This is a genomic window from Saccharibacillus sp. CPCC 101409 (assembly GCF_030518235.1).
Classification (GTDB): domain Bacteria; phylum Bacillota; class Bacilli; order Paenibacillales; family Paenibacillaceae; genus Saccharibacillus.
Genome location: NZ_JAULSA010000001.1, coordinates 675,851 through 689,613, shown reverse-complemented (window position 1 = coordinate 689,613; position 13,763 = coordinate 675,851). Strand labels below are relative to the sequence as shown.

Below are 13,763 nucleotides of genomic sequence, written 5' to 3'. Positions count from 1 at the left end.
AGACCGCAGACCGGCAGGAACCGCCGTTCGCCGCTTTTAGCGGCGCCCGAGCGCCGACGCTTCCACTTCGAAGCGGGCGAATCCGCCGTCCGCCATACCGGCGAATTCGATGCCGGCCGGAAGTTCGGAGCCCCGCGCGTCGGGCGACGACAGCAGGCTGACTTTCATGCCCGCCGGTACTCCGGTCAGGCTCCAGTTGCCGTCGGCTTTCGGAGCCAGCCGGCCCGAACTGCGGATATAATCCGTCAGGATCTGACGGTTCTCGTCCGGCGCGGCCAAAACGATCCGCTGCCCGTCGGGGTTGGCGATCGGCGTCGAGAACGCCCGGTAATTGTTGGTCGCGATGACGAACTTGTCTGCGGGATCAACCGGCGCGCCTTCGTAGGCCAGATCGCCGATCCGGCCCGGGCCTTCGTGCAGCCGTTCGCAGGAAACCGAATATTTAGCCGGTTTCGTGACGTCGATCGTATAACTGACGCCGTCGATAATATCGAAGTTGAACGACGGGAAATCCGGATTGACCAGATCCTGGCCGTCTCCGCCCAGCGGATCGATCGTATTGAACAGCCCGGCCGCCCATTCCAGCCACTCGGCCAGCTCGGCGCCGTTCAGCAGCACCGCGCACAGCGTATTCGGATAATTATACAAATCCGCGATGTGTTTGACCGCCAGCGGTCCCGCGGGAACGCTTGTATAATAGGAAGGGCCGTAGCGCCCGCCCGTTTTGAACGGCGCGCCCGCCGCCAGCATCGGCAGCCCGGCATACGGCGTGCCCGCCAGCTCGCGCCGCAGATACCAGCGCTGCGCATCGTTGACGATCTGCACCGAAGCACTGTCGCTTGCCAGCGCGAAGTAGCTGTCGATCGGCTCCGTCGTTTCGCCCACCGGCGTCCGGATATAGGCAAGCGTGCCTTCGTGCGCCTCGCGCACCGCCTCCGTTACTTCTTCGTCGGTGCGCACAAGCGGCGCGGCTTTGGCCGTATCGTACACCGGCCGCGCTTCGGCGGAAGCCGCGACGACTTTCCAGCCGCCTTCCGCAAGTTCCAGCTCCAGATCGATCACGCCCAGGTGATCGCCCGCATACCCCGCTTCGACCGCCGGAATTCCGTTGATCGTTCCGTGTATCAGGTCGACGCCGCTTCTGCCTTCGAACGCCGGGCCCGGGAAGACTTTGTGCGCATGGCCGAACAGCAGCGCGTCCACGCCCGGCACGCGGCTCAGATGCAGCACGGCGTTTTCCGTCATCGGCGCTTCCGGCACGTCCTCGTAACCGCAGTGCGCCAGCATCACGATCAGGTCGGCGCCTTCTTCTTTCATTTTGGGCACGTACGTGTTCGCCGTCTCCACCATGTCCGCGGCCGTCAGCCGTCCTTCGAGATTGCCTTTGTCCCAGTTCATGATCTGCGGCGTCACGAGCCCGATCACGCCGATGCGCAGCGGATGAACCCCGCCCGCTTCGTCTTCGATCGTCCGGTCGAGCAGCAGATACGGAGGCAGATAATGCGAATGCTTCGGCACGCCTTCTCCGTCCAGATACAAATTGGCGACCGTATAAGGAAACGCGGCTCCTTCCAGCGTCCGGTCCAGATAGTCCAGCCCGTAGTTGAATTCGTGATTGCCGAGCGTGCCCGCGTCGTAGCCCAGCGCGTTCATGGCCCGGTATACCGGATGAATCTTCGCGCTGCCGTTCAGCCCTTCCGCGGCCATGTAGTCGCCCATCGGATTGCCCTGCAGCAGATCCCCGTTGTCGAACAGGAACACGTTCTTTTTCTCCGCTCGGGCCTGCCGGATCAAGGTCGCCGTCTGCGCGAATCCGTATTCCAGCACCGGCCGGTCGCCGTAATAATCGTAGTTCGTCATATGCACATGGAGATCGGTTGTCTCCAGCACCCGCACGCTTGCTTTAATACTCAGTTTACTCTCCTCCATTATGTCAGCTTAGATTACGCTCTTTTTAAGCTACACAGTTTTTTTATCTTTTTCTAGAACTTTTTTAGATAAAACTCGTGCAATTTTCGTTTTTTGTGTTACTATCTTTAATGAAGATTAATTTACCGGTGGTAGTTAGTGAGAAAAACACAACATTAACTGACACAGGGGGCTGTAACGTTCGTTTTCTGAAACGTCGAATTTGAAGGTTTCACGTTTTCCCGGCTTGACTAGAATGACATTTGTGCGCGTTTTCCGCAAGAGAGAACAAACGATTTTTACACACATTTAACAAAGATCGCACAAGAAATTTACTCATTCCGAGGAAAATGCTGGTACACTTCTTTTTGCCGGCTTCGGGCCGCGAACGCAAAAAAATAAGTCCATAAACCGATCTCAAGGGGGAAAAGATTTTGTTCAAGAAAGTACTTACGGTCTGCATGTCTCTGGCGCTTACGGCGGGTCTGGCAGCATGTGGAAACAGCAGCAACAATGCCTCGGACAACACATCCGCGGGCGGCGAGAAAACGGAAACCGCAGCAGGTTACGTTCCTAAAGAGCTCACTGTGCAATTCGTACCTTCGCAGAACGCGGGAACACTGGAAGCCAAAGCGAAACCGCTGGAAAAACTGCTCGGCGACAAACTGGGCATTCCGGTAAAAGTCAGCGTATCTCCTAACTATAACACGATTATCGAGGCGATGTCCGCGAAGCAGGTCGATGTAGGCTTCCTGCCTCCGAACGCTTACGTGCTGGCGCACGACGTCAGAAAATCGGCCGACCTGCTGCTGCAGGCTCAGCGCTACGGTCTGAACGACGAAACGGGCGAAAACACGGATGAAAAAGTAGACTTCTACAAATCCATGATCATCGTTAAAAAAGATTCCGGCATCAACACGCTGCAGGATCTCAAAGGCAAGAAAATGGGCTGGCAGGACGTAACGTCTTCCGCGGGCTACGTATTCCCGGCGGCTGCCATGATCAAAGAAGGCATGGACCCGGCAACGGACGTTCAAGGCGTAACGCTGAAAGGCCACGACCAGGCGGTACTGGCGCTGCTGAACGGACAGGTTGACGCGGTCGCCGTCTTCCAGGACGCGCGCAACACGGTCAAAGGCGACGTTCCGGATGTATTCGACAAAACGAAAGTCCTGTACTTCACCGACAAGATTCCGAACGATACCATCAGCGTGCGCAGCGACATGACGCAGGAATGGAAAGACAAGATTGCCGATGCGTTCATCGCGCTGGGCGAAGATCCGGAAGGCCAAAAAATCATCAACGACGTCTACACCCACGTAGGTTATGTAAAAGGCGACGACGCCAACTTCAAGATCGTTCGCGAATCCGCTGAAGCCGTCGGCCAGAAAATCGAGTAGTTTTAAGTCTTCACCGTCCAACGGGCTTATGCTATAATTTGGGCAAACCTATCTGAACACGCCGATCCGTGTTCTCCATGCAGCGCCGCTTGCGGTCTCACAACCGTAAGCGGCGCTGTGCGGCGTTTGGAGAAAGCGTGAATCCAACCGGTATATTCCCTCCCGCGCGGGGGATTTCGCCGGAGAAAGCGGGCAACCATGATCGAATTCAAGAATGTAGTCAAGCAGTATCCGAACGGGACCCTCGGTCTGAACAATATCAACCTGACGATCGGCGAAGGCGAATTTATCGTTATCGTCGGCTTGTCCGGCGCAGGCAAGTCGACGCTGCTGCGCTCCATCAACCGGCTGCACGACATCAGCTCCGGCGAGATCACCGTCGACGGCAAGTCCGTGACCAAAGCGAACGGCAAGCAGCTGCGCCGTATCCGCCGCGATATCGGCATGATCTTCCAGAGCTTCAACCTGGTGAAGCGGGCCACCGTGCTGCGCAACGTGCTGTCCGGCCGCGTCGGCTATCACTCCACGTTCAGCACCATGTTCGGCTACTTCCCCAAGGAAGATACCGAAATCGCTCTCGACGCGCTCAGCCGCGTCAATATCCGCGAGAAAGCGTACAGCCGCGCGGACCAATTGTCCGGCGGTCAGCAGCAGCGCGTCTCGATCGCCCGCGCGCTGGCGCAGAAGCCGAAAGTGATTCTGGCCGACGAACCGGTCGCTTCGCTCGACCCGCTGACGACCCGTCAGGTTATGGACGACCTTCAGCGCATCAACCGCGAGCTGAAGATCACAACCATCGTCAACCTGCACTTTATCGATCTGGCCCGCGAGTACGCAACGCGGATTATCGGCCTGCGCGCCGGCGAAGTCGTGTTCGACGGCCCCGTCGCCGAAGCGACCGACGCCAAATTCGCCGAAATTTACGGCCGTCCGATCCATGAAGACGAGCTGCTGGCGGCCGAGGCCGCGAAAGGAGGCGCTCCCGTATGACGCCCGCTCCTACGCCGGAAACGGCGGAGGTCGGGGCCCCGCCTCCTCCGCCGTCCAAGAAACCGGCGCCGACCCTGGATTCGAAAGGCCCGCAGCGGTACAAAACGTTGGGTACCTGGCTGCTGTTCATCCTGCTGCTCGTCGCCTGCTTTATCCGGATCGACGCCAATATCCTCGATCTGTTCAGCCAGGGCGCGCGCGACAACATGAGCCGGATTCTCGGCGAGATGCTCCGTCCGGACTGGAGCTACGCTTCGCACATCTGGAAACCGATGATCGAAACGGTCCAGATCGCGATTGTCGGTACGGTAATCGGTTCGGTCCTGGCCGTGCCGGTAGCACTGCTGTCGGCAACCAACGTTATTCCGAAGAAGATCGTGACCATTCCGGTACGGATGGTCCTGAATCTGGTGCGGACGGTTCCCGATCTGCTGTTCGCGGCAATCTTCGTTGCCGTATTCGGCATCGGCGCGTTCGCCGGTATGCTCGCGCTCGTCTTCTTTTCTTTCGGCCTCGTGGCCAAGCTGACCTACGAAGCGATCGAAGCGATCGATCCGGGTCCGCTCGAAGCGATGACGGCCGTGGGCGCGAACAAAATCCAGCTGATCGTGTTCGGCGTTATCCCGCAGGCGCTGCCTTACTTCTTCTCGTACGTGCTGTACACGTTCGAGGTTAACGTGCGCGCGGCGGCGGTGCTCGGCTTCGTCGGCGCCGGCGGTATCGGTCTGCATCTCGACCAGCAGCTTAACTCGCTGCGCTACGACCGCGCTTCGACGATCATCCTGCTGACGCTCGTGATCGTGCTGCTGATCGATTACGCCAGTACTTACTTACGGAGGAAACTGCTATGAACCAAACCCTTCCTTCCAAAACGCGCGGCCCGATTATTCGCAACTGGCTGATCGGCGCGGCTTTGATCGTTCTGTTTATCTGGGCGCTGTCCGGCCTGCATTTTGAAGGCATTCAGGAATACGGCGCGCAGGTCATGGGCTCTATCTGGGAAGGCTTCACCCATCCCGACTGGGGCTACGTTTATATGCCGGAAGGCGAAGATTTGCTGCGCAACCTGCTGGAGACGCTGGTTATCTCCATTCTGGGCACATTCATCTCCGCGTTCCTGTGCATTCCGTTCGCCTTCTGGGCTTCGGCCAACATGAGCCGGATCCGTGCCGTATCGGCCAGCGGCAAATTCGTCCTGACCGTAATCCGGGTATTTCCGGAGATCATTATGGCGATCCTGTTTATCGTCGCTGTCGGTCCCGGCGCGTTCGCCGGCGTCCTGGCGCTCGGCGTCCACTCGATCGGTATGCTCGCCAAGCTCTACTCCGAAACGATCGAAGCCGTCGACGAAGGTCCGCGCGAAGCGCTGCTGGCCTGCGGCGCGAGCAAAATGCAGGTGCTGCGCTTCGCGATCCTGCCGCAGGTCATCCCGCAGTTCCTGTCGTACGCGCTGTACCGCTTCGAGATCAATATCCGTTCCGCGACCGTCCTGGGCCTCGTCGGCGCCGGCGGCATCGGCACCCCGTTGATCTTCGCGCTGCAAACCCGCGACTGGAGCCGCGTAGGCATTATCCTGCTCGGCATCGTGATCCTGGTCATTATCATCGACCTGATCTCCGGCTGGCTCCGCCGCCGGATTATCTGACCGTTCATGACAGAACGGCCGGTGCTTGTTCTTCTTAATGGTATTCCCGCAAGCGGAAAATCCACCCTTGCGCGCGTATGGTGCGAACTGCAAGCGGAAAGCCTTCCTCTTGCTCTAGACATCGACAAGATCAGAGCGATGATCGGCGGTTGGAAAACGAATCCGCTCGAAGCTGGAAAAGCCGCGAGAACGATAGCGGTCGCCGCAGTCCGGGCTCATCTTTGTTCAGGTCGCGATGTGATTGTGCCGCAGTATCTTCGTAAAGCCGATTTCATCGGGGAACTGGAGGAAACAGCCCGGTATGCGAATGCTGCTTTTGTAGAGTGCGCGCTGCTTATTGAACACGAGACGGCCGCGAACCGGTTTAGCTTGCGAGCGACGTTTCAACAAAGCGGGGTCGAAGGCGAACTCGAACATCCCATGATCTCGGTCCATGCAGAGTTCGAGCGTTTCATGACCGGTCGACATCGGGCAGTTCGGATCGATGCCAATCTTCCCTACGCCGCCGAAGAACTTGATCGCTTTATTACTATCGCGCGGTCCGAGAAACGGAATTCTTGAATCGTATCCGCGTACCCGCAAACTTATACGCAAAAAAGCGTTCCGAAATCTTTCGGAACGCTTTTTTCTTTCCTTTATACAAGCTACAGTTGAAACCCGATCCCGCTGCCTTTCACGTCCAGCCAGCTGCCTTTCTTCTCCTTGCTCATCTCGCCGCCCATCGACTTCACGATCGCCGCGATATCGGCTTCGCCGCGTTCGTTCCATTCCAGCGCGGCCGAGACGTACAGCTCGCCGAGCTGCGCCATGCTGAAGCCTTTGGTCAGCGAAATCGCGCGGTCCAGCTCTTCCGGCGGCACGAACTCCAGCAGCCCTCGGCGCTCCAGGAACATCCGGCGCAGATCGGCGTCCGGCAGCGAAATCTCGTAGGAGCGGTCGAAGCGTCCGGCGCGGTTCATCAGGCCCGGATCGATCTTCTCCGGATAGTTGGTCGTGCCGATCAGGAAAATGCCTTCTTTCGACGTCGCGCCGTCCAGCGTATTCAGGAAGAACGAGCGCACGCCCTGCGGCATGGAGTCGATATCTTCGATCACCAGCACCATCGGCGCGAGGCGCGCCGCCGTTTCGAATACTTCCTGAACGGAGCCGCTCGATGTGTATTCGGTGATCTGCCAGTAAGCGGCCGGTCCGGGAACGCTGCCCGCGATCGATTTGACGAGCGTCGTTTTGCCGTTGCCGGGACGTCCGTAGAGCAGGATGCCCCGTTTGAACGGCAGATTGTGTTTATGGTAAAACGTACGGTCCGATTCGAAAAATTGATCGAGCGACCGGTAAATTTCTTTTTTGAGCGGCTCAGGCAGGATCACGTCGCCCCGCGACACGGCGCGCGTAATCGGCTCGCTCTCGCGGTGAATGCCATTGTTGGTATCCGTAAAGACCGTGATCTGGTTCTTGTCCCGGTTCCGCTGACGGGTGCGCACGCCGCTCAGGAAGCGGCTGATGGCTTCGTCCCCGGTCGCAAACACGAAATCTTCGCTGTAAATGCCGTGCTGCCGGAACATCGGGATGCGCGCGAGCGCTACGCCTTGCTGCGGGTACACGAACACATTGTTTCGGATGGCCGGATGGATCGTGTATTCCGGCGTGCTGCTGTCTTCGTCGTATGCAAACGTCCGCCCTTCGATGCCTTCGTAGATACGGCCGGCGCATTCCACTTCTTCGGAGCCGCTTTTCACATCTTCTTCAAGCAGATCCCAGTAATCGCTGTTGCCGTCGTCGCTTGCGTAGAGCGCGTACGCCACGCCGTAACGCTCCTCCAGCAGCGCTTCGATTCCTCTCGTTACGCGGGCGTACGATTCGTATTCCGCCATATTCGGATTGCCCGGTTCATAAGCGACAATCGTCCGTTCTTCGCCGGACTGCGCGTTAACCGCCGCGATCCGCAGGCCGTTATCCGGCTGTAATTTGTGTTCCATATTAAGATTTTGCTCCTTTCACTGCCGCAAGCGGCTTGCATTTGGCAACGACGGAAGCCAGTCCCGCTCCCGTCACGCTGCCTATGATCCGATCGACGTCTTTGTAAGCCTGGGGCGATTCGTCCAGAATCACGCCAAGCGAGTTATGGTTAACGATCACTTCTTCTTCGGTTCCGACCTTGAGCGCCGCGGCGAACTGATCGACCGTCACCAGGCGTTTGGTCGCGCTGCGAGAACGCGCGCGGCCCGCGCCGTGACAGATCGAGTGATAATTGGCGGCTCCGCTCGGCAGACCGGCCATGATGTACGACGCCGTGCCCATCGAGCCGGGGATCAGCGCCGGATGACCGGTGCCCATATAGACGTCGGGATTATCGGGATGGCCGGCCGGCAGCGCGCGGGTCGCGCCTTTGCGGTGCACGAACCAGTCCTGTCCGCCGTGCTGCTCTTCCCAGGCGTAATTGTGCATCAAGTCGTACAAAATATTCATCTCGAACTTCGGGCCGAATACGTCGATAAACGCTTCGCGGATCGCATAAGCGATCAGGTGGCGGTTGACCACGGCCACATTCAGCGCCGAAGCCATCATATCCGTATAACGGCGTCCTTCGGGCGAATCCAGCGGGGCGAAGATCAGCTTCGGATCGTCGGTGCCGAGGCCGAGCCGTTTCATCGCGCGCGCCGCCATCGGCGTGTAGTTCTGGCTGACCATCGCGCCCCAGGCGCGGGAGCCGGAATGGACCATCACGACCACCTGCCCGTCGGTCATGCCCCACCGCTCGGCGATCGCCCGGTTTTCTTCCGCAATTTCGATATATTGGATTTCCGCAAAATGATTGCCGCCGCCGAGCGTGCCCAGCTGCCGCAGTCCTTTGATCCACGAAGATTCCGTTACCGCGTTCAATTCTTCCGGATCGAAAGCGAACCGGGCGCGTTCCACATGGCTCAGCGACGGGGAACGTTTGGCCGAAACGCTGTCCGGCAAATATTTGCCCGGCAGTCCTTTCAGCCCTTTTTGCACAATATGGTCCATCCGCAGATCGGAGAAAGCGCCGCGTTTATGACTCTCCATCGGCAGGTATTTTTCGATCCGGTTGACCAGCTTGCGCCGCAAACGCAGATCCTGCAAATCGCTGCGGTGCAGATTCGTCAGGTGGACCCGCATGCCGCAGCCGATATCGCTGCCGACGATCGACGGCGATACCATGCCCTTCTGCATGTTCCAGACCGCCGTCGTGCCGATGCACGTTCCGACGCCCGGATGCACATCCGGCGTATAGCCCATGTAGCGGATGCCGGGAATTTGCAGATTGCGGCCGGCCATATCGTAAATGCGCGTATCCAATCCCGCAAACAGCTCGTCGTCCGCATAGACGTGGACGCTGCCGGCGGGAAGCCGTACTTCGTGATAACAGGAGCCGGCCGCCGTCGGGGAAACTTCGGGCGGTTCGGCAGAATTCGAGGCAGGATCAGGTTGGAAAAAGTCCGATTTAAAGTTGGGGTTGTCGTTTAACATAAATGAAAAATCCATTCCTTTCTATTTGAACAAATCAGGGTAGTAAAAAAGCATAACAAAAAGCCGCGGACATCTCGTCCGCGGCTATGCCGGTTTAAACCGAACAGAATCGTCCGCTTGATTATTCCGTAAATTCCACAGCACTGCGGGATTCACGAAAACAAATAAAAGCGGCCGACGGCGTCGTCGTTTTCGCAATGAAAGCAGAAACTTTCATAAATACGCAAACGGCGCCAGGGCTGTTCAGGCCAAACCGTACCCGTCGAGGACAGGCAGAACGAAAGGCGAGTGTTCGGTTGTCGAATGAGCGGTCAAACGGTTAACGACGATCATTGCTGCCATCCTCCTTTGCCAAATAGTAAACTTATCATAGCCCGTATAAATGGCGCGTGTCAACCCTGATACTGGAAGGGCTCTTCGTTTTTTTGTTCATTGCGGCGCGATTGGTCTATAATAGACAGCGTGAGCGCATCGCGGCGGAACACGTTCAGGCGATGCGGCGATAAACGAAAAACGGGAGGTGTCGGCCGGAATTCCGGCGGAACTTGATGAAGATGACAACGGGAATAACGGATCTGGAATTGACGGTCCTGCAGGGCGGCACACCGAACGTTTACCATGCGGCGCTGCTGGCGGACGACGACGGGCTGACCCTGATCGACGCCGGCCTGCCGGGCATGCTCGGCCAGATCGAAGAAAAGATTCGGGCGGCCGGCTACAATCCGGACGACGTCAGGCGGATTGTGTTCACGCACCAGGACGTCGACCATATCGGCGCGCTGGCGCAGCTGCTCGAACGGCTGCCGGGCGTGGAGATTCTGGTGCATGCGGACGAGCGTCCTTATCTCGAGGGCGAACAAGCGCTGATCAAAATGCCGGCGGAACGCCTGCAATCGATGCCGGACGGCCTGCGTCGGCTGGCGGAGCAGATGCTGGCGTCGCTTGTGCCGGGACGCGTTACGCGCGTGCTCCAACACGGCGAAGAGCTGCCGCTCCAGGGCGGCCTGCGGATTCTGCATACGCCGGGACATACCCCCGGACATATCAGCCTCTACGTTCCGGGCGAGAAACTGCTGCTGGCCGGCGACGCCCTGCGCGTGGAAAACGGCGCGCTGGCGGGGCCTTCCGAGCCTTATACGCCGGACATGAATCAGGCGCTCCGCTCGCTGGAGCAGCTGGCGGAACTCGAGATCGACCGGGTGCTCTGCTACCACGGCGGACTGTACGAAGGCGACGTGCGCGGCGCGCTGCAAAAAATAACGGGAGTGAAATCTTAATGAACGATCAACGCTGGACTCAACTCAGAACCCATATGAACGAGCATGCGCTCGACTGCCTGCTGATTACCGATCCGAAGCATGTCGGCTATCTGACCGGCTTTGTGTCCAACCCGCACGAACGCTTTCTCGGCCTTGCCGTCCCGAAAGAAAACGATCCGTTTCTCGTCGTGCCCGCCCTCGATCTGGAAGCGGCGAAGTCTTCTTCGTCGGTGCCGACGATCCATACCCATGGCGATACCGACGATGCTTACGACCTGCTGCGCGGCTGGCTCGGCGGCGGCCGCGGCACAATCGGCATCGAAAAAGACCATCTGTCGGTCTCGCGGTTCGAACGCCTGAACGCGGCGCTCGGCGCTTCCGGCTATGCCGACGTCGGCGGCGTGCTGAGTTCGCTGCGCGCGGCCAAAACGCCGGAAGAAATCGAGAAACTGCGCGCGGCCGTCCGCCTGATCGAAGCGGTGCTCGATGAAGGATTGAAGCATGTGCGGGTCGGCGCGACGGAAATCGAGATCGTGGCCGAGCTGGAATACCAGATGAAAAAGCTCGGCGCGGAAGGCCCGTCGTTCGATACGATGGTGCTGACCGGCGACAATACGGCGCTGCCGCACGGCAATCCCGGCAATCGCAAGATCGCTGCCGGCGATATGCTCATGTTCGATATGGGCGTGTATCTGGACGGCTACGCTTCGGATATTACCCGCACTTTCGCCGTGGCCGAACGTCCGAGCGGCGAATCGGTCAAGATCTACGAAACGGTGCTGGCCGCCAACCTGGCGGCGATCGCCCGGATCCGTCCGGGCGTGACGCTGTCTTCGGTCGACGCCGCCGCGCGGCGCGTGATCGAAGAAGCCGGCTACGGCCCGTACTTTATGCACCGGCTGGGCCACGGGCTCGGCATGGACGTGCACGAATATCCGTCGGTGCACGGCGCCAACGAGGAACTCGTGACGGAAGGCCTTTGCTTTACCGTCGAGCCGGGCGTGTATGTCGCCGGCGAGTGCGGGGTGCGGATCGAGGACGATATTATCGTGACCAAGGACGGGGTCGATGTATTGACGAGCTATCCGAAGGAGCTGCGGGTGATTGGTTGATTGGAAAGAGCTGTCCTTTTGAAAAGGGCGGCTCGGATGTCGAGAAAAGTCCTATTCGCATAAGAAGCGTGAACGCTGCGGGAGAAATTCGTTGCGGTCGCGTGTTGAAATCGGGAAAAACCGATTAGATTATAGGAGGTATTTTCCCGATTTCAAAGGCGAACACTATCGTTCCTTCACTGAATTTCTCCCTCTGCTATTCGCTTCGCTTGGAATAAACCATTCTCGACAAGTTGAGAGCTGCCCGATTCAATGGGCAGCTTCTTTGTGGATGGAGACGAAAAAGAAAGAAGAAAAAGAAGCGGCAGAAAAGTCTGCACATAGCAGCTTGTCTGACTTAAATAGTAGGTTGAGCGCGTTCGAATCGAACCTTTTACGCGCATAAGAAAGTTTCTTCCGGTCAACTTGAGGATTTAACACGGTTAGCGTAGTAGGTTAGGTGGACTTGGTATTTGAAAATATCCGTTTTGATTCGCGGCACGATTAAAAAGAACCTTCTCCCCTGCTTTCGGCTCGGGATTGAAGGTTCTTTTGCGCAAAAGATATTGAATAATAGCGATAAACGAAAATACGCAGGGAACGAAGCCGCCTGCGGGGAAGCTGCGACGGACTTTGGACGGCTTTAGCTATACGCGATCAAGTCGATTTCCTGGAAAGCCCTGACCCGGGTGTCCCAAGTCTCGCGGACGTAATTCACGTGCACGGGATGGTTGTTGTAGGCGTCATAGGCCGACTGGTCGGCGAAGACCATCGAGAATCCGTAGTCGTATTCGTTTTTGGCGCTGACCTGGCGGAAGACTTGGAACTGCTGCACGCCCGGGATGGCGGACAGTTCTTCGAGGCTGGAACGCAGAAAGCGTTCCGCTTCCTCGTTGTCTTTGCCGGCGTGCAGGGAAAAGGTCACCATATGCTGGATCGAACTCATGGACAATACTCCTCCTTTTGCTGGAACTTCTTTTTATTTGGAAGCGATGGTCGGCAGTCCGGAATCGGCTTCTTCGACCGGTACTTTCATGCCTCGCGCCAGATACAGCACCGGGGTGCCGGCGGCGGTCAGGATGAATTTGAAGACATAGGTCGAGAGCAGCAGCTGAATCCAGGTGGACAGCGAATATTCCGGACCGGTAAACGCGATCGAGCAGAAAATCAGCGTATCGATAAACGAACTGACGATGCCGCTGCCGTTATTGCGAATCCACAGCTGGTTGGCGCTGGAGAACCGGCGGCGGATACCGGCGTACAGATAAACGTCGAGCAGTTGGCTGATGAGATAAGCGGCCAGGCTTCCGAGCGCAAGGCGCGGCAGCAGCCCGAACAGATCCTGCATCGGCCCCTGCGCGAAGTCGACTTCCGAAGGCCGGAAATTCAGTACCATCTGCATGATGACGGTCGTCATAATCAGCATAAAAAAGCCGAACCAGACCGCTCTGCGCGCGGCTTTGACGCCGTAGCGCTCGTTGAGCAGATCGGTCGTCATATACACGCTGACGTACATGGTGTTGCCGAGCGTCATGGTAATGCCGAGCATGTCGATCGTTTTGGCAACCTGGATATTGGCGACGACGGTCGCGACGCCGACCCAGGCGTACAGACCTTTTTTGCCGAAAAACTTGAAGCAAAGCAGGAAGAACGCAAAATTGACCAGGACGAAAAAAACGCCCCAAGTAAAGTTGAACAAGTGATAGCCTCCTAGTTTTGATATCGCGGGAGGGTTGCGAACCGCGTAAACCGCCCGGGCGGCCGCATTAAGGCGGCGGAGCCCGACTTGAAATCCCGTCTCACTTTACCATAGGGACGGCAAATGTTCCATTGTTTTTTGCCGGACGCTCGAGCGCTTCTCCATAAGCGAAGGACGGCCTGCGGGCCGTCCTTTTGCAGAAAAGGTCCTGTGCGCTGTAAAGGCCTGAAGGGCTCCGAGAAAATTCCGTTGCGGCCGCGTGTTGAAACCAGGAAGCTT

The 13,763-nt window shown here is 57.9% G+C and carries 12 protein-coding genes; 7 read left to right on the top strand and 5 right to left on the bottom strand.

Going from position 1 to position 13,763, the window contains the following annotated elements:
* Window positions 1-36 precede the first annotated feature (36 nt).
* Window positions 37-1,929: a bifunctional 2',3'-cyclic-nucleotide 2'-phosphodiesterase/3'-nucleotidase gene (locus QWJ34_RS02905; protein ID WP_302725539.1), complete on the bottom strand. Its 1,893-nt coding sequence runs from the start codon at window positions 1,927-1,929 to the stop codon at window positions 37-39.
* 413 nt (window positions 1,930-2,342) lie between these two features.
* On the opposite strand from QWJ34_RS02905, the gene QWJ34_RS02900 reads away from it, so the two are divergent.
* From QWJ34_RS02900 to QWJ34_RS02880, 5 genes are all read left to right on the top strand, one after another.
* Window positions 2,343-3,308, top strand: coding sequence for a phosphate/phosphite/phosphonate ABC transporter substrate-binding protein (locus tag QWJ34_RS02900; RefSeq protein ID WP_302725538.1), 966 nt, complete (start codon window positions 2,343-2,345; stop codon window positions 3,306-3,308).
* Window positions 3,309-3,506: 198 nt separating this feature from the next.
* Complete coding sequence (gene phnC / locus QWJ34_RS02895) at window positions 3,507-4,298, top strand: phosphonate ABC transporter ATP-binding protein (protein WP_302725537.1); 792 nt, start codon at window positions 3,507-3,509, stop codon at window positions 4,296-4,298.
* Window positions 4,295-5,149 carry a phosphonate ABC transporter, permease protein PhnE gene (phnE, locus tag QWJ34_RS02890; RefSeq protein WP_302725536.1) on the top strand — a complete coding sequence of 285 codons (855 nt, stop codon included), beginning with the start codon at window positions 4,295-4,297 and terminating at the stop codon, window positions 5,147-5,149. The genes phnC and phnE (QWJ34_RS02890) overlap by 4 nt, the downstream gene beginning before the upstream one ends.
* Window positions 5,146-5,943: a phosphonate ABC transporter, permease protein PhnE gene (phnE, locus tag QWJ34_RS02885; RefSeq protein ID WP_302725535.1), complete on the top strand. Its 798-nt coding sequence runs from the start codon at window positions 5,146-5,148 to the stop codon at window positions 5,941-5,943. The genes phnE (QWJ34_RS02890) and phnE (QWJ34_RS02885) overlap by 4 nt, the downstream gene beginning before the upstream one ends.
* A gap of 6 nt (window positions 5,944-5,949) precedes the next feature.
* Complete coding sequence (locus QWJ34_RS02880; RefSeq protein ID WP_302725534.1) at window positions 5,950-6,504, top strand: AAA family ATPase; 555 nt, start codon at window positions 5,950-5,952, stop codon at window positions 6,502-6,504.
* 83 nt (window positions 6,505-6,587) lie between these two features.
* On the opposite strand, the gene QWJ34_RS02875 is transcribed toward QWJ34_RS02880, so the two are convergent.
* Together QWJ34_RS02875 and QWJ34_RS02870 are read right to left on the bottom strand one after the other, a co-directional pair.
* Window positions 6,588-7,814 carry an ATP-binding protein gene (locus QWJ34_RS02875; RefSeq protein WP_302725837.1) on the bottom strand — a complete coding sequence of 409 codons (1,227 nt, stop codon included), beginning with the start codon at window positions 7,812-7,814 and terminating at the stop codon, window positions 6,588-6,590.
* A gap of 106 nt (window positions 7,815-7,920) precedes the next feature.
* Window positions 7,921-9,435 carry an RtcB family protein gene (locus QWJ34_RS02870; RefSeq protein WP_302725533.1) on the bottom strand — a complete coding sequence of 505 codons (1,515 nt, stop codon included), beginning with the start codon at window positions 9,433-9,435 and terminating at the stop codon, window positions 7,921-7,923.
* A 548-nt stretch (window positions 9,436-9,983) separates the two neighbouring features.
* Between QWJ34_RS02870 and QWJ34_RS02865 the strand changes: the two genes are divergently transcribed.
* On the top strand, window positions 9,984-10,712 hold the full coding sequence (locus QWJ34_RS02865; protein WP_302725532.1) for an MBL fold metallo-hydrolase: 729 nt from the start codon (window positions 9,984-9,986) through the stop codon (window positions 10,710-10,712).
* A complete protein-coding gene (locus tag QWJ34_RS02860; RefSeq protein WP_302725531.1) occupies window positions 10,712-11,806 on the top strand; it encodes a M24 family metallopeptidase in 1,095 nt (364 codons plus the stop codon). Before QWJ34_RS02865 ends, QWJ34_RS02860 begins: the two co-directional genes overlap by 1 nt.
* A 622-nt stretch (window positions 11,807-12,428) precedes the next feature.
* Here the strand turns inward: QWJ34_RS02860 and QWJ34_RS02855 are convergent.
* Together QWJ34_RS02855 and QWJ34_RS02850 are read right to left on the bottom strand one after the other, a co-directional pair.
* Complete coding sequence (locus QWJ34_RS02855; protein WP_302725530.1) at window positions 12,429-12,731, bottom strand: Dabb family protein; 303 nt, start codon at window positions 12,729-12,731, stop codon at window positions 12,429-12,431.
* Window positions 12,732-12,764: 33 nt separating this feature from the next.
* Window positions 12,765-13,484 carry a queuosine precursor transporter gene (locus QWJ34_RS02850; RefSeq protein ID WP_302725529.1) on the bottom strand — a complete coding sequence of 240 codons (720 nt, stop codon included), beginning with the start codon at window positions 13,482-13,484 and terminating at the stop codon, window positions 12,765-12,767.
* Window positions 13,485-13,763 lie beyond the last annotated feature (279 nt).